This is a genomic window from Bradyrhizobium sp. SZCCHNRI2009 (assembly GCF_032485115.1).
Taxonomy (GTDB): Bacteria; Pseudomonadota; Alphaproteobacteria; order Rhizobiales; family Xanthobacteraceae; genus Bradyrhizobium.
Genome location: NZ_JAUEUH010000001.1, coordinates 1335062 through 1356065, shown reverse-complemented (window position 1 = coordinate 1356065; position 21004 = coordinate 1335062). Strand labels below are relative to the sequence as shown.

Here is a 21004-nt window from a genome sequence, read left to right as displayed (position 1 = left end):
TTCAGCTCTCGAGCTGGCGCTGCAGCTCGCGCACGAAGGTCGTCAATCCGGTCCGGCGCTCGCGCTTCAGGCGCTCGGCCTTGAGGATCGACTGCACCTCGGCGAACGCATCGTCCACGTTGCGGTTGATGACGATGTAGTCGTACTCCGCCCAGTGGCTCATCTCGTGGCTGGCGCGGCTCATGCGCCCGCGGATGACCTCGTCGGAGTCCTGCGCGCGCGTGTGGAGACGCTTCTCCAGATCGGCGGCGGACGGCGGCAGGATGAACACGCTGACGACGTCCTGCCGCGCCTTCTCGCGCAGTTGCTGCGTCCCCTGCCAGTCGATGTCGAACAGCACGTCCTGGCCCGCCGACAACGCCGCTTCGACCGGCGCGCGCGGCGTGCCATAGCGATTGTCGAACACGGTGGCCCATTCGAGCAGCTCGTTGCGCTTGGCCATGTCCTCGAAGCGCGCCCGGTCGACGAAGTGATAGTCGCGGCCGTCGACCTCACCAGGCCGCATCGGACGCGTCGTCGCCGAGACCGACATCCGCAGGCCCGACATGCGCTCGATCAGCAGGCGCGACAGCGTCGTCTTGCCTGCCCCCGAAGGCGATGACAGCACGAACATCAGCCCGCGCCGCTCGACCCCATCGAAGCTTCCGTCGTGAGCCGCCATGGATCACTCCAGATTCTGAACCTGTTCGCGAAACTGCTCGACCACGGTCTTCATCTCCAGGCCGATGTTCGTCAGCTCGATGTCGTTCGACTTCGAGCAGGTGGTGTTGACCTCGCGATGGAATTCCTGGGCGAGGAAGTCGAGCCGGCGGCCGACGGGCCCGCCCTTGCCGAGCATCTCGCGCGCCTGCGCGATGTGCGAGGCGATGCGATCGAGTTCCTCGCGCACGTCGGCCTTGGCCGCGATCAGCAGCGCCTCCTGCGCCAGGCGATCGGGATCGAAGCGGTCGGAGGTTTCGAGCAGGGCTGCCACCTGTTCGGCCAGCCGCGCCTTGATCGCCTCGGGCTTGCGGCCCGGCGACGCCTCCGCCCTTTTCGCCAACGCCTCGATTTCGTCGACGCGCTGATTGAGGATCTGACCGAGCGTGTCGCCCTCGCGCCGGCGCATCTCGACGAGATGTTTCAGAGCGGTGTCGAAGCCTGCAATCGCCGCCTCTTTGGCGGCCTTGTCCTCGGCCTCGTCACTCTCCGGCTCGGCCACCTCGATCACGCCCTTGATCGACAGCAGCCCGTCAATGCTCGGTGCGACCGCGTCAATCCTGCCGGCGAGCGAGCTCGCCATCTTCACCACCGCAGCCAGCACGTCCTCGTTGATTCGCACCGTCGACCCGGTCTCGGTGCGCTTGACGGTGAGATTCGCATAGACCGTGCCGCGCGACAGGACTTCCGTTGCGCGCTTCTTGGCGAAGGCCTCGACCTCGTCCCAGCCCTGCGGCAATCGCACCCGGACGTCCAATCCCTTGGCGTTGACCGACTTCAACTCCCACTCGAACGAGTAGGGACCGCTTGCCCCGTGGCTACGGGCAAAGCCGGTCATGCTCGACAGCGCCATTTCGTCCATGTCTCCGGCACATTGGGAACGGGGACAGACTCAACCCCCGCCGAAAGTGCGCGAACCTTACGGCCTTTTGGGCAAATGTTAAGCCCGGTTCTGCGCGGCCGACATGCGTGGGAAATTATTGCTGAACGACCGGCGGGCTCGGCTGCGCCGCCCCCTGACGGGCGCCGTTGCCAGGTGCGGCCCCCGGTGCAACTCCGCCGGTGGCGCGGTTGGCCGGCGGCTTCTTTGCCGCTGCGGGCGCCCGTGGGGTCGCTCCGGCCGCCGGATCGGCCGCGCCACCCGCGACGGCAGGCGGCGCCTCGTCGGGCTCGACGGTGTCGTTCTGGGTCTGCCGCTCCATCGCCCTGAGCTTGGCGACGTTCTTCTGGTGCAGGTCGTAGGTTTCGGTGAAAGCATGGCCGCCGGTGCCATCGGCGACGAAATAGAGATCGCGCGTGCGCGCCGGATTGGCCGTCGCCTCCAGCGAGGCGCGGCCGGGGTTGGAGATCGGTCCCGGCGGCAGGCCCTCGATCACATAGGTGTTGTAGGGCGACGGCTGGGTGATCTCGCTGCGCTTGATCGGACGGCCCAGCGTGCCCTTGCCGCCGACCAGACCATAGATGATGGTCGGATCGGACTGCAGCTTGATCCTCTGCTTCAGCCGGTTGACGAACACGGCGGCCACCCGGCTGCGCTCGTCGGGCTTGCCGGTCTCCTTCTCGACGATCGAAGCCAGCGTCACCAGCTGCTCCGGCGTCCTGACCGGCAGATCCGGACTACGCCGTTCCCAGATCTCGGCCAACACGCGCTTCTGCGCCTGCTGCATGCGTTGCACGACCTGATCGCGGCTGGTGCCGCGCGGAAACTTGTAGGTCTCCGGCAACAACGTGCCTTCGCGCGGAATCTCGCGGACGCTGCCGGTGAAGATCTCGTTCTCGGACAGGCGGGCCACGATCTGCTCTGACGTCAGGCCCTCGGGCACGGTCACCGAATGCTGCACGACCTTGCCTTCGACGATGACGCCGATCACGTCGCGCAACGATGCATTCTTCTGGAACGCATACTCGCCCGGCTTGAGGTCGGAACTGGCCTTCAGGGCATAGACTCCACCGATGAAGATCCACGGATTGACGTCGATCACACCTTCACGCGCGAGCACGTCGGCAATATCGCGTTTGCCCGCGCGCTGCGGGATGTTGACGACCTTGTCCTCCTGCAGCGGTCCTGCCGCTTCCAGGATCTGCCGTCCATAATAGTAGGCCGCGCCCACGCCGAGCATGGCCAGGATGAGCAAGGTGATGATCGCGTTGCCGACAACCACGAATGGATTGCGGGCGCGGTCGGAGCGGCGCGGCGGCGGCGGCACGCGTTCCGGCTCCAGCGCTGCGCGCGGGCTGCGGGGCGAGATGGGCGGCCGTTCACTCATCGATGCAACCTTCAGTCCTGTCGCTCTCGTCGTGGCCGTGCGCTCCCCAACGCAAGCGACCTGAAGTCCACGCCCATTTAACGATTCGTCATCTCGTCATCGAATACGGCGAAAAGGTGTTTTCGCCGGGCCTCACCGCCATGCGCATCCACTTACCGCATCGGCGCCGAAGGCCGACCTGCGAAAGACACGCGAAGTCTTGGGTTCTAGTGTGGCTGCAGTCGGATATCCGCGTGACCAAGCGACAATCGGGCCGAGCGGCATCCGTCCTTCCGCACTAGGTCACCACGCGCCGCAAAACCACCGACGCGTTGGTGCCGCCGAAACCAAACGAGTTCGACAGTGCCACGTTGATCTCGCGTTTGCGAGGTGCATGCGGCACGAGATCGATCGCGGTTTCCACCGACGGGTTCTCCAGATTGATCGTCGGCGGGGCGATGTTATCCCGAATCGCGAGAATGCTGAAGATGGCTTCGACGGCGCCGGCCGCGCCGAGCAGATGTCCGATCGACGATTTGGTCGACGACATCGAGATCTTCGAAGCGGCATTGCCAAGCAGGCGCTCGACCGCGCCGAGTTCGATCTCGTCGCCGACTTGAGTCGAGGTGCCGTGCGCGTTGATGTAGTCGAGGTCGGCGGCCGTGATACCGGCGCGCTTCAGCGCCGCACTCATGCTGCGAAAACCGCCGTCGCCGTCCGGAGATGGCGAGGTGATGTGATAGGCATCTCCGGAGAGTCCGTAGCCGGAGACCTCGGCGTAGATCCGCGCGCCACGTGCTTTGGCGTGCTCATACTCCTCGAGCACGACCACGCCGGCGCCCTCGCCCATCACGAAGCCGTCGCGATCCTTGTCGTAAGGGCGCGACGCGCGCTCGGGCGTCTCGTTGAATCCGGTCGACAGCGCGCGCGCCGCGCAGAACCCGGCCATGCCAATTCGGCAAATCGGCGATTCGGTGCCGCCGGCGACCATGACATCGGCATCGCCGAGCGCGATCAGGCGGCTGGCGTCGCCGATCGCATGCGCGCCGGTCGAGCACGCAGTGACGACCGAATGATTGGGACCCTTGAGCCCGTGCTCGATCGAGACATAGCCCGAGGCGAGATTGATCAGACGTCCAGGAATGAAGAAGGGCGACACTTTGCGCGGACCGCGCTCCTTCAGGAGGATCGCAGTGTCGGCAATGCCCGAGAGGCCCCCGATGCCGGACCCGATCAGCGTGCCGGTGGCACAGCGGTCCTCTTCCGTCGCAGGATGCCAGTTGGCGTCATCGAGCGCCTGACGCGCCGCAGCCATCGCGAAAATGATGAAATCGTCGACCTTGCGCTGGTCCTTCGGCTCCATCCACTGGTCGGCATTGAAGGTGCCGTCGGAGCCATCGCCGCGCGGCACCTGACAGGCCACCTTGGCGGGAAGATCGGAGACCTCGAACGACTCGATCAAGCGCGCACCGCTCTTGCCCTGAAGGATGCGCTGCCAGGTCGTTTCCACACCACAGCCAAGCGGCGAAACCATGCCAAGGCCAGTGACGACAACCCGCCTCATGTTCGTTTCTCCAGACCCGACCTTGAGCGCTTGTGCATCGGCTGACGGCCGTCGCCGCACCTCGGGTCAATTGTTCGAGTAACACGTTCTGGCCGGGCAGCGCGTCCGAATCGTCCATCGCCGACCGCCAGATGACGGCTCATCACGACGCCGCCAACAGCAAGAAACCGGTCGACCGCACAAGACGGATCGGCCGGTTTCGCGCAACTCTCGCCGGAGCGTCAGCTCTTGGCGTTCTTCTCGAGGAACTTGGTGGCGTCGCCGACGGTCAGGATCGTCTCCGCGGCGTCGTCCGGAATCTCGCACCCGAACTCTTCCTCGAAGGCCATGACGAGCTCGACCGTATCGAGGCTGTCAGCACCGAGGTCGTCAATGAAGCTCGCGTTGTCGACCACTTTCTCGGGCTCGACACCAAGGTGTTCGACCACGATCTTCTTAACCCGCTCGCCAATCTCACTCATCGTTCAAACCTCGTGCTTGTTCCTTTAAGACCCGACCCCCGGATGATCCGCATCACCCCGGCCGCTAAACTTCCTTCGCGATCGCGCAAAACCAGATTTGCCCCGCAGCGCCCCTTTACCGAAATTTGGCGGACGACTTGCGGTCCGAAAACTTCGGAAACGGGGCCACTCACAAACTCCAATCCACACTCTCCATGAGGCCGGTACGCCTCCGATCCAGAGCGCTCAAACAGGAACCCGGATCAGCAGCACCAGCCGACGGAGGCCCGGCGAACGATGGCAGCTCGCCCCGCCAATATACAGGGTTTGGAAATCCTGCAATGGCGTTCTTCGTGCCCCGATCAGCTGCCCGGTTACCATACACGCGAATCATTGACCACACGGCCCGGTATAGTGGTCGCGACGTCTTTTCGCCGCATTCCGAGCCACGGCAGAGCCTAGATCATGGCCATGCCGCCATTGACGTGGATGGTCTGCCCCGTGACATACGCCGCCTCGTTGGAGGCGAGGTACACCGCAGCTGCAGCAATGTCCTCCGGCGTGCCCAACCGCGCCGCCGGCACCTTGGCGAGGATCGACTCGCGCTGCTTCTCGTTCAGAGCGTCGGTCATCGGTGTCTTGATGAAGCCGGGTGCGATGCAGTTGGCGGTCACGCCGCGTTTGGCATATTCGGCGCCGAGCGTCTTGATCATGCCGATGATGCCGGCCTTGGACGCCGTGTAATTGCCCTGCCCCGGATTGCCGGTGACGCCGACGATCGAGGTGATCGCGATGATGCGGCCGAAGCGCTTGCGCATCATCAGCTTGGTGGCGGCACGCGAGAGACGGAATGTCGCGGTCAGGTTGACCTTGATCACCTCGTCCCAATCCTCGTCGCGGAGCTGCACGAACAGGTTGTCGCGGGTGATGCCGGCGTTGGCGACGAGAATGTCGACCTGCCCCATCGCCTGCTCGGCGGCCGGCACCAGCGCCTCGACCTCGGCCGCGTCGGACAGGTTGCAAGGCAGCACATGCACACGGCTGCCCAGCTCGCCGGCGAGGGTCTCGAGCACCTCGCGCCGGGTGCCGGAAACGGCAACGGTCGCCCCCTGGGCATGCAAGGCCTTCGCGATCGCGTTGCCGATGCCGCCGGTCGCGCCGGTCACCAGCGCGGTCCTGCCACTCAGATCGAACATCCAACTCTCCTCAATGCCGCTTCCAAGCGGCCACTTACGACGTTTTCGCCGCGGCCAGCGCATCCTTCGCGGCCACGATATCCGACGGGCCGCCGACGGCGACGCCGACCGCACCATCCGCGATCCGCTTGACCAGGCCGCTGAGCACCTTGCCGGCGCCGATCTCGAAGAACCGTGTCACGCCCTGGCCCGCCATATATGCGATCGATTCGCGCCAGCGCACCGTACCCGTGACCTGCTCGACCAGGCGACGGCGAATCTCGTTGGGATCGCTGATCGGCGCCGCGAGTACGTTCGAGACCAGGGGCGAGGCCGGAGCCTTGATCGTGACCTTGGACAGCGCCTCCGCCATGACGTCCGCCGCCGGCTGCATCAGCTTGCAGTGGAACGGCGCGGAGACCGGCAGCAGCATGGCGCGCTTCGCGCCCTTGGCGCGGGCGATCTCGACGGCGCGATCGACGGCGGCCTTGTTGCCGGACACCACCACCTGGCCGCCGCCATTGTCGTTGGCGGCCTGGCAGACCTCGCCCTGGGCCGCCTCTTCGGCGACCGCTACAGCCGCCTCATAATCCATCCCCAGCAGCGCGGCCATGGCGCCGACGCCCACCGGAACGGCCTTCTGCATGGCAAGCCCACGGGTGCGCAGCAGGCGGGCAGTATCCGCAATCGTCAGGCTGCCGGCGGCGGCCAGCGCCGAGTATTCGCCCAATGAGTGACCTGCGACAAAGGCGGCGTCGCGTCCGACCGAGAATCCGGCTTCGGTTTCCAGCACCCGCAAGGTTGCCATCGAGACCGCCATCAGAGCGGGTTGGGCATTTTCGGTCAGCTGCAGGGTCTCGGCCGGACCTTCCCAAATGATGGTCGTCAGCTTCTCACCGAGGGCGGCATCGACCTCCTCGAACACCGAACGAGCCACCGGGAAGGAGTCGGCGAGCGCCTTGCCCATGCCGACGGCTTGGGACCCCTGCCCCGGAAAAGTGAATGCTGCCGTCATGGCCGCCCCCTGAACGTTCCAAAATCCCTGGAATTGAGTAACTTTGGCCGGAAAGACACTGGCCGGCCCTGTGATGTCAAGCACGTGACGGGCGCAATTCGACCACTTTCCCTTGCCTTGGCCCCGAAAATCGGTATAAGGCGCGCCATCCGTGGATCCCGAGCCGGGAGCTGAACGGACGGTCCCAGCAAACTCACCTTGCTCAACCTTGGGGATTTAACCTCTCCAAGCTGTCCTGGTGACTTTGATGTGGCAGGGCCAGTCGGCCCGTCGTCCCGTGTTCCCGCCTTCTGAGCTGACGTCTGCGAGTCCTTTCCACAAGGTCTCGAAGGGCTTGACGCCGGGATTTGCGCCAACTTGGAAAGGACAGCCATGCCGCTTTACGAGCATGTATTCCTCGCGCGTCAGGACGCGAGCACCCAGCAGGTGGAAGAACTGACGGCTCAGATGACCGGTATCGTCGAAGGTCTCGGCGGTAAGGTCACGAAGTCCGAGAATTGGGGCGTTCGCTCCCTCACCTACCGCATGAACAAGAACCGCAAGGCCCACTTCGTGCTGCTCAACATCGACGCGCCGTCCGCGGCGATCGCCGAGATCGAGCGCCAGGAGCGGATCAGCGAAGACGTGATCCGCTACCTCAGCGTCCGCGTCGACGAGCTCGAGGAAGGCCCGTCGGCGATGATGCGCAAGGCCGATCGCGACCGTGAGCGCGACGACCGCGGCGGTGGCTTCCGTGGTGAGCGCGATGGCGGCGGCTTCCGTGGCGATCGCGGTGACCGTGGCGATCGCGGCCCGCGCCGGCCCCGTGACGAAGAAACTGCGGACGAGGAGTAAGATCAATGGCTGAAGCCCCCGCACGTCGCCCGTTCTTCCGCCGCCGCAAGACCTGCCCGTTCTCCGGGCCGAACGCGCCGAAGATCGACTACAAGGACTCCAAGCTGCTGATGCGCTACGTCTCCGAGCGCGGCAAGATCGTGCCGAGCCGCATCACGGCCGTGTCCGCCAAGAAGCAGCGCGAACTCGCGCGCGCCATCAAGCGCGCCCGCTTCCTCGGCCTGCTGCCTTACGTCATCCGCTGATTGCGGACCTCGGACCGGCGGCCCCGCGCCGCCGGCTCCTTCCGTTGAATTCTCATAAGGCTTCCGGGTCGTCCGGTCGCCGATGGTTGGGGCGAAGGCGCCTCTAACCGCTCGAAGGGAGCGGGACAGCTGATGATCGGAACGCTTCTCATCGCGCTCGCGGCAGGCGCTGCCTCCGCGGTCATGTTCGCCTCGACCGGATCGGGCGTGATGACGGCGCTCGTGCTTGCGCTGCTCGCGCCCGTGCCGCTGCTCGTCGCTGCAATCGCCTGGGGCCGGCTTTGCGCCGTCATCGGCGGTCTCGTAGCAACCGCTTGCGTGCTGGCCATCTTCGGCTTCGATCGCGCTCTCGCCTTTGCCGTCTCCGTGACGCTGCCGGCCTGGTGGCTCGGCCACCTCGTCCTGCTCGGCCGTCCGACGACCAGCCCGTCCGGCCAGGATGGCATCGAATGGTATCCGCCCGGCAACATCCTGCTGTGGATCGCGGTGATCGCAGCGCTGATTGCCGCGTTCTCCTTCGGCACCGACATGACGGCCACCAATCAGGGTCTCAGGCGGCTGCTGTCGCGCGTGCTCAGCAATACCGTCACGTCGACCGATGCGGTCGACATTCCCCGGCTGGTCGAGATCCTGGTCTTCATGGCGCCGCCGATGGCCGCGGTGATCATGACCACGATCCTGTCGCTCAACGTCCTGGCGGCCGCAAAGATCACGGCGATCTCCGGCCGGCTGATGCGCCCATGGCCGCGCCTGCGCGACACCAAGCTGCCGCTGATGACGCTGCCGGCGCTGTTTGCGATCATCGCGTTCTGCTTCCCGGGCGGGCTGATCGGCATGCTGGCGCGAATCGCCGCCGCAGCGCTGCTGACCGCCTATGCGCTCACCGGCTTCGCGGTCCTGCATACGCTGACCTTGCCGCTGCGCACCCGGCCGCTTTGGCTCGGTCTCGCCTACGCGCTGATGCTGACCTTCATCTGGCCGATCCCCATGCTGGCGATGATCGTCCTCGGCCTCGCCGACGCCGCCTTCGACCTCCGTCACCGTTACGGCCCGCGGCAGCCGCCGCCTTTGCCGGTGCCGTAAAAGTTCAATCTCACACCAACCGCTTCCGAACATCACAAGGAGAACATCGATGGAAGTCATTCTGCTGGAACGTGTCGCCAAGCTCGGCCAGATGGGCGAGATCGTGAAGGTCAAGGACGGGTTCGCCCGCAACTTCCTGCTGAAGCGCAAGAAGGCGCTGCGGGCCACCGCCGAGAACAAGGCCAAGTATGAGGGCATGAAGGCCGAGCTCGAGGCCAACAACATCAAGGCCAAGGGCGAGGCGGCCAAGGTCGCCGAGAAGATCGACGGCCGCGACATCGTCATCATCCGCCAGGCCTCCGAATCCGGCCAGCTGTTCGGCTCGGTCTCGGTGCGCGACATCGTCGCCGCCCTCGCCGCCGACGGCATCACCGTGAGCCGGCCGCAGGTCTGGCTCGACGCCCCGATCAAGACGATCGGCAAGCAGACGATCACCATCGCGATCCACCCGGAGGTCGAGACCTCGGTGACCGTGACGGTCGCCCGCAGCGCCGACGAGGCCGAGCGCATCAAGCGCGGCGAGGACATCTCGACCCGCCAGGAGGACCGCGACGCCGCCGCCGAAGCGATTGCCGCCGCCGGCGAGTTCTTCGATCCGGAGGCCCAGGACGAGGGCGCTGCCGGCGAGCCTGCGCAGCAGTAAGCGCGCCAGCCCATTTGCGGAAAAGCCCGGCTCCCCGAGCCGGGCTTTTTCATTGTCGTCTCAGCGCGAGGGCGAGGACGGAACCGAGGGATCCGACGGCACCGACTGGGTCGTGGCCGGCGCCGGCGTCACCGGCGGGACCGGGTCGGCGCGCAGCGCCGGCGCGGCCTCGCTCGATCTTGCCGGCTCGACCCGCGGCGGCTCGGAGCCGGCAGCGCTGTCCTCGCGCGACGCCGACGGGCGGGTCGCACCGGTCGGCTCGCCGCGCGTCTCCTCCGCAGCCGAGCCCTCCTGGGCCGGCTTCTTGCGCTTGCCGAGCCGGCCCTTCTTCGCGGGCGCGCTGCCCTCGCCGTCGGCCGGCGCAGCGGCTGGATCTGCTGCCGCGTCGGGCCTCGCCTCGGCCGGCGCGGAGCGCTTGGAGTGATGACCCGAACGGCGGCGCGGCTCGCCGGGGCTCGCAGCAGCATCCGCGGCGGCCGGTTTCGCCTCGGGCGGCTCGGTGGCGGCCGACCGGGCGCGGCGCTCGGATCGCGTCTCCTTGCCGGAATGGCCCGTTGATCGCGCATCCGCAGCGCCGTTCGCAATCAGGTAGTTGGCGAGCACGCCGGCCATCTCGGGGCTCGTCGTGTAATGCTGGCGCAGAAACCCGGGCAGCGAGCCGGCCGAGGTGTTCTTGGCCAGGCCGCGCGGCGACTTGTGGCAGACCACGCAGGTCCCGTTGTAGATCTGCGCAGGACTCTTGCCCGCATCGAGATTTTCCTGCGCAACGGCGGCTCCCGCAAAGCCCATGCAGAACACCGCCACCACCGTCGCCAAATTGAGCGCTCGGCCCACCATTCTCATTCTCCAGCTATGGTTTCGCCCACACGGCGCCGCCCCGCGCGACATCCGCTGCCGTGTTTCCTCTCGCTATCAGCCGAACGTGACAGCGGACGTTGCGGTCGCTCCACGCCTTCGACGGCGATCCCTTCAGACCTCGTCCGGCGGTCAGATGCCGGACACCGGCCAAAAGACCGGCGGCCGCGGCCTTTTTAACGGATTGCGGAGCGAATGAAAGCGCACAGATGTTCCTGCGCCGAGATGTCCATCGATCAATGACGGTTCGGAATATCGGCGTTGTGTTCATGGCAGTGGCGTCGGCTTGTGCCCGCCGGGTAACATAACAACGTGATGATAGGGAACCAATCGGTTCTCAACGCGTCGAGTGCGACGGCCGGGAAAGTCAGCAACTCACGGGAATAGCTCGTTGGGTGGTGTGGATGGACCGTTTGCTGCGAAGTCTGTTGAGTAGCTTCATTCGCCGTGGCTCGATCAGCTTTACGACCGCCAGCGGCACGTCGTTCAGCTGCGGGGATGGAACCGGCGTCCCCGTGGCGGCACGATTTCTGACTCGTGAAGCCGAGCGCCGGATTCTGGCCAACCCCGAGCTCGCGCTCGGCGAGGTCTATATGGACGGCTCGTTCGTGGTCGAACGAGGAACGATCGCGGACCTGCTGTCGATCGTGATGAGCCAGCCGGCCGTGGTGCCCGACTGGGCCAGGCCGCAATGGTGGCTGCGCTATCTGATCCGGCACCTGCGCCAGCTCAATATCCGGGCACGCGCGCGCCGCAACGTCGCCCATCATTACGATCTCGATGGGCGGCTGTATTCGCTGTTCCTCGATGCCGACCGGCAATATTCCTGCGCCTATTTCGAGACGCCGGACGCGACGCTGGACGATGCCCAGCTCGCCAAGAAACGTCATCTCGCGGCCAAGCTGCTGATCGGCCGCCGCCATCGCGTCCTCGACATCGGCTGCGGCTGGGGCGGGCTTGGACTTTACCTGGCCGAGATGTGTGATGCCGACGTGACCGGCGTGACCTTGTCGGCCGAGCAGTTGCAGGTTGCCGAGGCCCGCGCGGCCGAACGGCACCTCTCCGCCTCCGCCCGCTTCCTGCTGCAGGATTATCGCGACGTGCCCGGCACGTTCGATCGCATCGTCTCGGTCGGCATGTTCGAGCATGTCGGGGTCGCCTTCTACGACTCCTTCTTTCGCCGCAGCGCCGAGCTGCTCGCGGACGACGGTGTCATGCTGCTGCATTCGATCGCACGCTCCGTGGGCCCTGATGCGACCAATCCCTGGATCGCCAAATACATCTTCCCCGGCGGCTACGTCCCAGCCCTCTCGGAGGTTCTGCCGGCGATCGAGCGCGCCGGGCTCCTCGTCTGCGACATCGAGATCCTGCGCCTGCACTACGCGGAGACCCTGAAGGCGTGGCGCGAACGCTTCATGGCCCGGCGCGACGAGGCCGTGCAGCTCTATGACGAGCGCTTCGCGCGGATGTGGGAGTTCTACCTGGCGGCCGCGGAAATGGGGTTCCGCAAGCAGAACCTGATGAATGTCCAGATCCAGCTGACGAAGCGCCAGGGCGTCGTGCCGATGACGCGCGACTACGTCCACCGTGAGGAGACGCGGCTGCGGGCGCGCGAGCGCGGCAGCCGCCCGGCGCTGCAGATGGCGGGTGAGTAGCGCGCGCGGCCCGCGACGACAGCGGAGGGCGGCGCCAGTGCAATGGTCCTGCAGAGACGGATGGCCGCATTCCCTCGGCTGTGCCGCGCCGGTCTCGACTTCAATTCTGAGATGCTCGGTGGACCGGCTTACATCCCAAACGCGAGATTATGCCCATCCGACTCAAATTTTCAAACAAATCGTGCGGTCTGTGAACTGGCTCACAGACCCCGGGGAAGCCCGGCCGTAGTGTCCTGGCATGTCCCCGAGCCCCGCCAGAGCCATGTTGGAACCCCAGACCGACTTCAGCACCGACTACGCGCTGATCGCCGCGGGCGTGGGAGCATCCCTGATCGCCCTCCTGTATCTGCTGCTGGTCTGACGCCGGGCGCGGATCCACGCGCGGCCCTGGCACGCCCTGCCGTACCGGCTCTCGTTCCCGCCTCGCCGACGTGTCGAACGATCGCGCCGGTTGATTGCACCGGCGTGTCGCTCGCGCTCGCGCGGCGTTGAGTCCTGTCGGTTCCGTCAAGCGCGGCATCTGGCGAGTCCGGATTCATCCACCAGATTTACCAGACGGTGAATTGCGCTCAGCTTTCGCTTCCGCTTCGCGCGCGACTGGCGCTTTATCCCCTCCCCTTCAAAGCTGCTAAACACGCGGTCATGGCACTCACCGATTCGAACGTTCACAAGCTGGCGTCGGCTGACGCAGCAACGCCGGCCTATCGCAGCGCTCCTCACAACATCGAGGCGGAACAGGGTCTGCTCGGCGCGATCCTGGTCAACAACGACGCGTTCTATCGCGTGTCGGACTTCCTCGAGCCGAAGCATTTCTTCGAGCCGCTGCACCAGACCGTGTTCGAGACCGCGTCCAGCCTGATCCGGATGGGCAAGGTCGCGACGCCCGTGACCTTGAAGACGTTCCTGCCGGCCGACGTCGACATCGGCGGCATGACCGTCGGGCAGTATCTGGCACGGCTCGCGGCCGAAGCGACCACGATCATCAACGCCCAGGACTATGGCCGCACCATCTACGACCTGTCGTTGCGCCGCGACCTGATCGGCATCGGCGAGGACATGGTCAACGTCGCCTATGACGCACCGGTCGACTTCGCGCCGCGCAACCAGATCGAGGACGCCGAGCGCCGGCTGTACGAGCTCGCGGAGTCCGGCCGCTATGACGGCGGGTTCCAGAAATTCTCCCAGGCGCTGACGACCGCGCTCGACATGGCCGCCAAGGCCTTCCAGCGCGACGGCAAGCTGTCCGGTATCTCCACCGGCCTGCGCGATCTCGACGCCAAGATGGGCGGCCTGCAGCATTCGGACTTGATCATCCTCGCCGGCCGTCCCGGCATGGGCAAGACCTCGCTCGCCACCAACATCGCCTACAACGTCGCCCAGGCCTATGTTCCCGAATTGCAGCCCGATGGCACCTATCGCGCCGCGCAGGGCGGCGTGGTCGGGTTCTTCTCCTGCGAAATGAGCGGCGAGCAGCTCGCCACCCGTATCATCGCCGAGCGCTCTGGCATTCCCTCCAGCCACATCCGCCGTGGCGGCATCACGGAGGCCGATTTCGAGAAGCTGCGCGAATGCTCGATCGAGCTGCAGTCGCTGCCGTTCTATGTCGACGAAACCGGCGGCATCTCGATCGCGCAGGTGATGGCGCGCGCCCGCCGGCTGAAGCGCCAGAAGGGCCTCGACCTGCTGGTGATCGACTACATCCAGCTGCTGTCGGGCTCGGGCAAGCGCGGCAACGACAACCGCGTCCAGGAAATCACCGAGATCACCACCAGCCTGAAGGCGCTGGCCAAGGAGCTCAGCGTTCCCATCATCGCGCTGTCGCAGCTGTCGCGCCAGGTCGAAAACCGCGAGGACAAGCGGCCGCAACTGTCGGACCTGCGTGAATCCGGCTCGATCGAGCAGGACGCCGACGTGGTGCTGTTCGTGTATCGCGGCGAGTACTATCTGGCCGCCAAGGAGCCGCGTCCCGGCACCGAGGAGCACCAGAAGTGGCAGATGGAAATGGATCTGGCGCTCGGCAAGGCCGAAGTGATCATCGGCAAGCAGCGCCACGGTCCGACCGGCACGGTCGAGCTGCACTTCGACGCCTCGGTCACCCGCTTCGGCGACCTCGCCCATGACGGCCTGCCGCCGCAGCACCACGACTATTGACCTGACGCGGTTGAACCGTGACGCCGCGGCGCGTAAAAGCGCCACATGAGTGTTCCCGAACAGAAACCCGCCGAGCAACCTGTCTCGGCGGTCGACGAGGCTGTCCCGGCCAGCGCCACCGGCGTGCTGACCATCGATCTCGACGCGCTCGCCGCCAATTGGCGCAAGCTGGAAAAGACCGCAGTGCCGGCCGAATGCGCCGGGGTGATCAAGGCCGACGCCTATGGCTGCGGCATTCCCCAGGTGGCGCGCACGCTCGCCGCGGCCGGCTGCAAGACCTTCTTCGTCGCGACGCTCGCGGAGGCAAAAGTCGCCCGCGCCGCTTTGCCGGACAGCGCCGCGCTCTACGTGCTCGACGGCTTCTTCCAGAACACCGGCGACGACTACGCGACGATCAACTGCCGTCCTGTCATCGGCGACCTCAACGAGCTCGCCGAATGGGACATGTTCTGCCGTCGCACCGGCTGGAAGGGCGGCGCGGCCATCCATGTCGACACCGGCATGAACCGGCTCGGCCTCAGCCCGATCGACGCGCAGGGCATGATCCCGCGCATCCAGACCGGCGACCATGGCATCACGCTGGTGATGAGCCATCTGGCCTCCGCCGAGCAGATCAACAGCCCGTCGAATGCACGCCAGCTCGCGACGTTCCGCGAGGTCGTCAGCGTGTTCGCCGGCGTGCCCGCCGCGCTTGCCGCCTCCTCCGGCATCTTCCTCGGCGCCGCTTTCCAGTTCGACATGGTCCGGCCCGGTGCCGCGCTTTACGGCGTCAATCCGACGCCGGAGGCCGACAATCCCATGCAGCCGGTCGCCGAGATCAAGGCGCGCATCGTGCAACTGCGTGACCTCGCGCGCGGCGACACGGTCGGCTATGGCGGCACCTGGACGGCGCGCCGCCCGACAAAGATCGCGATCCTCTCCGCCGGCTATGCCGACGGCTATTTCCGCGCGGCGAGCTCCAACGACGGCACCCGCGGCGCCGACGTCATCATTGCCGGCCAACGCTGCCCAATCGCAGGGCGCATCTCGATGGACCTGATCGCGGTGGATGTCACCGACCTGCCGCCGAAGGCCGCCCGCCGCGGCCACTTCGCCACGCTGCTCGGCGAGGGCATCACGGTCGACGAGCTCGCGCATCATTTCGGCACCATCGGCTATGAGGTCCTGACCAATCTCGGCCGGCGCTATCATCGCATCTACAAGGGCGGCGCGGCGGCAGCGGAAAGCTGATCGCGCGCAGCAACGCTCTCTGTCTGACGTGCATACAGCTGCTTCCACATCGTCATTGCGAGCGCAGCAATCCAGAGTCCCGCACACCACCCTGCATTGCTTCCGCCTTCGCTCTTCGAGCTACGGCGGACAAGTCGCTGCGCTCGCAATGACGGTGAACTGACATGAGCCATCGTTCTCGCGGCATGTAACGCCCGAGGCTTGCATCTCTTTTTCACCCTCTTCGAAAGACGAGGGCGCAGGGAATGCCGGGTGAAGGCCTCACCCATGGCCCGCCTGCAGAAAAAAAGCAGGCGGCAGTCACCACAGGTTCAGCCGGTCAACCGGCATTCCCCGCGCGATGGCTTTACGTCTTATGCGTACTCTCCCCGGGGATCGGCTGTCTTGCCCCCGTGACCGGCGGATCATCACCGCCAGCGTAGCATCAGCGTCGAGATGCCAGGACCATACGTCTTCGACGTGCGCCTCGTGCCGTTCGTCCGCACGGCCTCAAGCCATGCTGCGACCCCAAGCGCCCACCACATCCCACCCCGCGTGTCATGACGATCGCGATACGCCCCTCGTGCCGAGGCGGGACGGCGAGAGAGAAACATGATTTCTGCAAAAACGAAAGAAGAATATTTTCTGCGAAAGGACTGGACAGGGCGAGTCGCGTTGAAATTGCAGGGAAATCTGGCGTACCGGAGCACGGAGATTAGCGGTCGGAAGTTCCGCTGACGCATTGAGCAGGCATCTCCGGCGTCGAACAACAATGCCCACATTTTCTTGCAGCGCACCCATGCTAACGTCTTACCTAGACTACCCGAGTCTTGATATTGACGCATACTAAGGCAGGCGGCAGTTTTCTGTTTTGTCTGAAGATCGCTTTTATTTAGGTGTAAACAATGCGCCGGCTTTTACGCGCTTGGACGATTGGCTCCTTGCTGACCTTTGGATGCGGACTCGTTGGAAGTTCGTCCTTCGCCCAAGGCTCCCGAGACTTCATGAATATGTTTGGCGCGATTATGCAGTCGGCGATCGCCCAAGCGACTCAGGCAGAGTGGAGGAAACTTCCACCAACCACCCTGACATGCGTAGATGAGACCCTCCGTCAGCGTGGCATTAGCGTCCAGGTGCTAGCAAACAACGGCGTATCTCCATCCGACACGAGACTCTACGACGTATTGACGACCTGCCGCTCTCAAAGTGATCTGCGACAAGCAAACACCCGCTGGCAGCCGGCACCAGAGCCAGGTCGGGTCAATCCGGACCCGACGCAATCAACACCGTCCGCGGGACTTCCATCAAAGTACAGGGTTGACAAGATTCCGTTGGGGAGCACCATTTCGTATGACACTGCCTTCTATAAGGAATACCAGTGTCGGCCGAGCGACCAGTTTTCTGGTTTCACGTGGTGCCAAAAGCAGCGAACCGAGCGCGCCTCGCGAGGAGAATATCTCTCGTCGTACAGTATGTTGCACACCGAAAACGGACGAGTTTACTACCTTAATCGCTCTCTGGATCCTGCCTTCTTTGACCCCGGAGAGGTCAGCAGCGACATCGAGCGGTTGTCGCGGACCTACGGCGAGCAACCGCGGATCCTTCCCAGGCCTCAGCATACCGTTGGAGTGAGCGGCGTCATCGCCTATTGGGGCAATGTCATTCTTGAGCCGCTGGATGCTACCGCCATTGCGACGGTTGCTTCGGGACGCAGTCCCGGTGGCATGCTCGTAGATTTCGCCGGCAACTACCAGGAATCCATACGTCAAGATCTTCCAATATATAGGGTCGCCGGCGGACCCGGCTTTGTCTGGGCAGAAAGCCATGATGCCAATGGGCGTGGACGGCTCCGCTTCTTTGCAATCGATGCGTCCACTCTGTCCGCGCCATCGACCAAAACTCCACAGGCCAATACTGACCCGTCGCCTACGCCCGATCCATGGAAGGATTGCCAGTCTTCCGACACCGAGACGCGCCTCGCAGGCTGCACCAGGGTGATCGACGCAAAAGGTCCCGACCGGGTCCGCCTTGCGGACGCCTTCGATGGCCGCTGTTCCGCTTACAACCAAAAGCAGGCTTTTCAACCCGCGCTGTCCGACTGCAAGACTGCCATCGATCTCAATCCGAAATACTCTTACGCCTATGCCAATCTTGGCGCGGCATATCTAGGCCTCAATGACTCTGTTGGCGCGCTCTCGGCCTTGAACAAGGCGATCGCGCTGAAGACAAACTTTATTTGGTCTCGCCTCAGCCGAGCAAAGGCACTCGAGGCCTCCGGTGCGAACACCGAAGACGCACTCAGAGACTATCAGTACGCCCTGCTGATAGATCCGACAAATCAGGTCGCCAAAGACGGCGTGGTAAAATTGATGGCGGACCCGACATCATCAAAAGAGGACGCCGAGTCCTGTTTTGGCGCCCCGAACGAACGACCAGTTTACATCGCCGCGAGCGCAGCCGCCTCGTCTGCAACGACGCTGGAAATGGCTATCTCGGCCATCTCTTCGAGCACCCAAACCTATCGTGCCAAACTGGACGCCCAACTGCTCAAAATCGACCGGCTGACCCGAGACGTCGAGGCAGCCGATAGACAACAGTCGGTTCTCACAGGGCCGCCTGACGAACGCAGAAAGATTGTGAATGACGTCCAAAGGCTCAGTGATTCCGTCAGCGAAAGCCAAGCCCGGCTGAATGCCCTATCCGGAAAGATTTCCGAGCGCGAGGGCGAGCTCAAGACGGGGCCGTCCAAAGCGCGGCAAAAGGAAATCACTCGGGAACTGGCGAAGCTGCGGTCCACGTTGGCGGCCGCTGAGCAGGAGCTGAATCAAAAGACTTCGGAGCGTGACGACGCATCTGTACGGGCTCAGCAGCGAGGCGCCGACATCGCCAAGGCTCTGGTGCGGTTGGAGGCGATCCGCGCCACCAAAGACGGCGCCGAAAGCTGCGCACGCCAAATCAAGGCCGGCATCGACGTGCTCGACCAAAAGGCAGACGAGATCCGACAGAAGCAAAGGGAGGAGACCGCAAAAGCTCTGCAGGTCAACGCTGAAAGTCTGCTGAGCGATCTATCCGAGTTCGCGAAAAAGAATGCCAGTCTCGTGCCTCTTGAAGTCGGTCCGCTCGTCGCGGCATTGAAAGGAGCGCTCAGCACCAGGGATCCAGTCAAAACTTCGGACGCGTTTTCCACCATGCAACGCCGCCTCGACGAAATTCCGGAGTTCAAGCCTTTTCGAGCGTCTAGGGACGAGGCACGCGAGGAAGCTGCGAGGGCGGAACTGGATCAACTTTCGGATACGACGCGAACCATGGCGGACTTTGTTGAGAGCTACGCAAAACGAAATATCACGTCGGATAACGCGCAGGATCTCATCAAGCTGAAGGGCCGCCTTTCGGAAGCACTCGTCAGGCCGGAGACGGACGCCCTCAAGCAGACTATTTCAGATTCCGAGCAAGAGTTGGGGCGGCTGCACCTCGAACAGGAATACCGCGACTATCGCACCAAACATCCAATTCAGAGCCGGAGCTCCATCCCAGCGGCAACCGGCCGAAACCGGCTTCTCGTCGAGGGACCTCTCGATGAAACGTTGATCCTCGTGAACGAAAGCGGCCAAGCGGGCGTCGTGCGAAACATGCGAGGCGACCTTGTGTTCGATCGAGGTAGCGCAACATTGTGCTTCCTTCACGAGAACAACCTGGACGCCTTCGGCATGTCGGAGCTGAAGGGTAAGGTTGTCGAAAAAGGTGCCCGTACCGTCGGCGTCTCAGCTTCCCCATGTGAGGCGGATAGCCTGGGGCGCTACGATCTGGTCGCGGTCAACCGGGGCCTCTTTGCGACTCTCCCGGCCAAGGTCGCCAGCGCCGTTCTAAAGGCAGTGGACAGGGGTGCTTTCGCGCTGCTTGGCAGTGTCAGCGAGCGCGAGTTGCAGAACGCGAGGAACGCAGACAGCATCAAGAGCCTGCAATTGGAGAACGATCTGCAAAGAAAGGCGATCGACGGCTTCGGTCTTGTCTCCATTGCGAACGGAACATCGGTCGTATGTCAAACGGTCGCTGATCGGGAGAAAGCTCATGAGAGTCTCATCGAACGCGCATCCGATCGACTGCAGGTTGAGCTAGGGTCCTCCCCAAAGGTGATCTCCACGTCGATCGAGAGCGCCTTTGTATCGGCGAAGCGCGGTCAGTGTGGAGCGATCTACGGCGCATCCAAGGATCTGCGAGAGTTGATTGCGGGCTTGCAGCGGGACAAGCTCAACTATCATGTTCTGCCGATCTGGTTGACGCCCGCCGACGTCGAGGCCGAGGCGAAAAACGTCGCAGAAGCCGAAGCCAGATCATTGCGCGAAAAGCGACAGTTGGAGCAGAAGAAAAAGGACGACCAGTACCGTGAAGAACTCCACAGCAGACAGTCTGACGCCGAAAAGCGCGACCGCCAGGAAAGGCTTCAGAAGGAGAGCGGAGCGTTAGCACGAGGACTGCAAGAGCTCATCACGGATCATGTCAAGGAATTCGCTGCACAGAGCAGCGAACGCGATGACAAGACCTATGTGAGGCAATGGTGGCCCGCACTGGCAACGTGGTATCGGGAAAGGATCGCGGGCAAGTGGGAGTTGGAGGACGTCGCAAGTGAGTTGCGCGACTACGGAACCGTGAAATGGAAGAACCGGATTCTTGAGGCCGGATTTGTCGCGCTCACATTCAAGATGAAGAACAGGGGACTCGGTGAGCATGAGCAGAAGTGTTTCACCGTCGGATATGTGGCGGACCGCGAATTTGAAGTGGCGCGAGACCCCATTGCTGTGCCCTGTGAAGACGAAGGTGCAGTCAGCAGGTATAAGCTCGCGCTCGAATTCTCAAGTAAGTGGCTTGCCAACTGAGCCAAAGCTCCCTTGCGGCTTTCAGCCGGGCGTCATCCGTGCTGGAGCGAACTCCGCCCGCTCCAGCACAAGATCGTAGCCAGGTTATTGGCCGAGGCCGCCAGGCTCGACGTCGCCTGGCGATGAACGCGCCTGGATCGCTGTCTCTTCCTGGCTTGTCGGGCAAGAGCATCGTTGTCCACTCTGGGACGTCCGTGACGCGACGACTACACGACTCAACGTCGGGGGCCGGGCTTTTCGATCTCAGATTGGCAAAGAACCTCTTAACGGCCAACAACCGGCAGCCGCACAGATCGTGGCGGAGCGCGAACGCGCA

The 21004-nt window shown here is 64.1% G+C and carries 16 protein-coding genes; 8 read left to right on the top strand and 8 right to left on the bottom strand.

What is annotated here, in order from left to right; genetic code table 11:
* Nucleotide 1: 1 nt before the first annotated feature.
* From gmk to fabD, 7 genes are all read right to left on the bottom strand, one after another.
* The gene (gene gmk, locus QX041_RS06120; RefSeq protein WP_172109343.1) at nucleotides 2–661 is read right to left on the bottom strand and encodes a guanylate kinase; all 660 of its coding nucleotides are present in this window, start codon (nucleotides 659–661) and stop codon (nucleotides 2–4) included.
* A gap of 3 nt (nucleotides 662–664) precedes the next feature.
* Complete coding sequence (locus tag QX041_RS06115; protein WP_315712651.1) at nucleotides 665–1552, bottom strand: YicC/YloC family endoribonuclease; 888 nt, start codon at nucleotides 1550–1552, stop codon at nucleotides 665–667.
* 124 nt (nucleotides 1553–1676) lie between these two features.
* Nucleotides 1677–2966 carry an endolytic transglycosylase MltG gene (gene mltG, locus QX041_RS06110; protein ID WP_315767262.1) on the bottom strand — a complete coding sequence of 430 codons (1290 nt, stop codon included), beginning with the start codon at nucleotides 2964–2966 and terminating at the stop codon, nucleotides 1677–1679.
* 277 nt (nucleotides 2967–3243) lie between these two features.
* The gene (gene fabF, locus QX041_RS06105; RefSeq protein WP_315712404.1) at nucleotides 3244–4509 is read right to left on the bottom strand and encodes a beta-ketoacyl-ACP synthase II; all 1266 of its coding nucleotides are present in this window, start codon (nucleotides 4507–4509) and stop codon (nucleotides 3244–3246) included.
* Between the two features lie 221 nt (nucleotides 4510–4730).
* Nucleotides 4731–4970 (bottom strand): acyl carrier protein, encoded by a 240-nt coding sequence (locus QX041_RS06100; protein ID WP_006610957.1) that lies wholly within the window; start codon nucleotides 4968–4970, stop codon nucleotides 4731–4733.
* 437 nt (nucleotides 4971–5407) lie between these two features.
* Nucleotides 5408–6145, bottom strand: a complete 738-nt coding sequence (gene fabG / locus QX041_RS06095) for a 3-oxoacyl-[acyl-carrier-protein] reductase (RefSeq protein ID WP_172109347.1) — start codon at nucleotides 6143–6145, stop codon at nucleotides 5408–5410.
* A gap of 34 nt (nucleotides 6146–6179) precedes the next feature.
* A complete protein-coding gene (gene fabD, locus QX041_RS06090) occupies nucleotides 6180–7139 on the bottom strand; it encodes an ACP S-malonyltransferase (RefSeq protein WP_315712421.1) in 960 nt (319 codons plus the stop codon).
* A gap of 372 nt (nucleotides 7140–7511) precedes the next feature.
* On the opposite strand from fabD, the gene rpsF reads away from it, so the two are divergent.
* The 4 genes from rpsF to rplI all read left to right on the top strand — a co-directional run bounded on the left by rpsF (nucleotide 7512) and on the right by rplI (nucleotide 9944).
* Nucleotides 7512–7973, top strand: coding sequence for a 30S ribosomal protein S6 (gene rpsF / locus QX041_RS06085; RefSeq protein WP_315712423.1), 462 nt, complete (start codon nucleotides 7512–7514; stop codon nucleotides 7971–7973).
* A gap of 5 nt (nucleotides 7974–7978) precedes the next feature.
* On the top strand, nucleotides 7979–8218 hold the full coding sequence (gene rpsR, locus QX041_RS06080) for a 30S ribosomal protein S18 (protein WP_008963441.1): 240 nt from the start codon (nucleotides 7979–7981) through the stop codon (nucleotides 8216–8218).
* Nucleotides 8219–8350: 132 nt separating this feature from the next.
* Nucleotides 8351–9301, top strand: coding sequence for a hypothetical protein (locus tag QX041_RS06075; RefSeq protein WP_315749948.1), 951 nt, complete (start codon nucleotides 8351–8353; stop codon nucleotides 9299–9301).
* Between the two features lie 49 nt (nucleotides 9302–9350).
* Nucleotides 9351–9944, top strand: a complete 594-nt coding sequence (gene rplI, locus QX041_RS06070) for a 50S ribosomal protein L9 (protein ID WP_315826786.1) — start codon at nucleotides 9351–9353, stop codon at nucleotides 9942–9944.
* 60 nt (nucleotides 9945–10004) lie between these two features.
* Here rplI and QX041_RS06065 read toward each other — a convergent pair whose 3' ends face one another.
* On the bottom strand, nucleotides 10005–10781 hold the full coding sequence (locus QX041_RS06065) for a hypothetical protein (RefSeq protein ID WP_316164702.1): 777 nt from the start codon (nucleotides 10779–10781) through the stop codon (nucleotides 10005–10007).
* A 422-nt stretch (nucleotides 10782–11203) separates the two neighbouring features.
* Here QX041_RS06065 and QX041_RS06060 point away from each other — a divergent pair, with 422 nt between their 5' ends.
* The 4 genes from QX041_RS06060 to QX041_RS06045 all read left to right on the top strand — a co-directional run bounded on the left by QX041_RS06060 (nucleotide 11204) and on the right by QX041_RS06045 (nucleotide 20688).
* Nucleotides 11204–12454 carry a cyclopropane-fatty-acyl-phospholipid synthase family protein gene (locus QX041_RS06060; protein WP_316164701.1) on the top strand — a complete coding sequence of 417 codons (1251 nt, stop codon included), beginning with the start codon at nucleotides 11204–11206 and terminating at the stop codon, nucleotides 12452–12454.
* Between the two features lie 642 nt (nucleotides 12455–13096).
* Nucleotides 13097–14605 (top strand): replicative DNA helicase, encoded by a 1509-nt coding sequence (locus QX041_RS06055; RefSeq protein WP_315712432.1) that lies wholly within the window; start codon nucleotides 13097–13099, stop codon nucleotides 14603–14605.
* 45 nt (nucleotides 14606–14650) lie between these two features.
* Entirely contained in the window at nucleotides 14651–15835 is a 1185-nt protein-coding gene (gene alr, locus QX041_RS06050) for an alanine racemase (protein ID WP_316164700.1), read from the top strand.
* A 983-nt stretch (nucleotides 15836–16818) separates the two neighbouring features.
* Nucleotides 16819–20688, top strand: coding sequence for a hypothetical protein (locus QX041_RS06045; protein ID WP_316164699.1), 3870 nt, complete (start codon nucleotides 16819–16821; stop codon nucleotides 20686–20688).
* Nucleotides 20689–21004: the final 316 nt, after the last annotated feature.

Coding starts and splice junctions, on each gene's coding strand:
- gmk (WP_172109343.1), bottom strand. CDS start 661: ATGGCGGCTCACGACGGAAGCTTCGATGGGGTCGAGCGGCGCGGGCTG.
- QX041_RS06115 (WP_315712651.1), bottom strand. CDS start 1,552: ATGGCGCTGTCGAGCATGACCGGCTTTGCCCGTAGCCACGGGGCAAGC.
- mltG (WP_315767262.1), bottom strand. CDS start 2,966: ATGAGTGAACGGCCGCCCATCTCGCCCCGCAGCCCGCGCGCAGCGCTG.
- fabF (WP_315712404.1), bottom strand. CDS start 4,509: ATGAGGCGGGTTGTCGTCACTGGCCTTGGCATGGTTTCGCCGCTTGGC.
- QX041_RS06100 (WP_006610957.1), bottom strand. CDS start 4,970: ATGAGTGAGATTGGCGAGCGGGTTAAGAAGATCGTGGTCGAACACCTT.
- fabG (WP_172109347.1), bottom strand. CDS start 6,145: ATGTTCGATCTGAGTGGCAGGACCGCGCTGGTGACCGGCGCGACCGGC.
- fabD (WP_315712421.1), bottom strand. CDS start 7,139: ATGACGGCAGCATTCACTTTTCCGGGGCAGGGGTCCCAAGCCGTCGGC.
- rpsF (WP_315712423.1), top strand. CDS start 7,512: ATGCCGCTTTACGAGCATGTATTCCTCGCGCGTCAGGACGCGAGCACC.
- rpsR (WP_008963441.1), top strand. CDS start 7,979: ATGGCTGAAGCCCCCGCACGTCGCCCGTTCTTCCGCCGCCGCAAGACC.
- QX041_RS06075 (WP_315749948.1), top strand. CDS start 8,351: ATGATCGGAACGCTTCTCATCGCGCTCGCGGCAGGCGCTGCCTCCGCG.
- rplI (WP_315826786.1), top strand. CDS start 9,351: ATGGAAGTCATTCTGCTGGAACGTGTCGCCAAGCTCGGCCAGATGGGC.
- QX041_RS06065 (WP_316164702.1), bottom strand. CDS start 10,781: ATGGTGGGCCGAGCGCTCAATTTGGCGACGGTGGTGGCGGTGTTCTGC.
- QX041_RS06060 (WP_316164701.1), top strand. CDS start 11,204: ATGGACCGTTTGCTGCGAAGTCTGTTGAGTAGCTTCATTCGCCGTGGC.
- QX041_RS06055 (WP_315712432.1), top strand. CDS start 13,097: ATGGCACTCACCGATTCGAACGTTCACAAGCTGGCGTCGGCTGACGCA.
- alr (WP_316164700.1), top strand. CDS start 14,651: ATGAGTGTTCCCGAACAGAAACCCGCCGAGCAACCTGTCTCGGCGGTC.
- QX041_RS06045 (WP_316164699.1), top strand. CDS start 16,819: ATGAATATGTTTGGCGCGATTATGCAGTCGGCGATCGCCCAAGCGACT.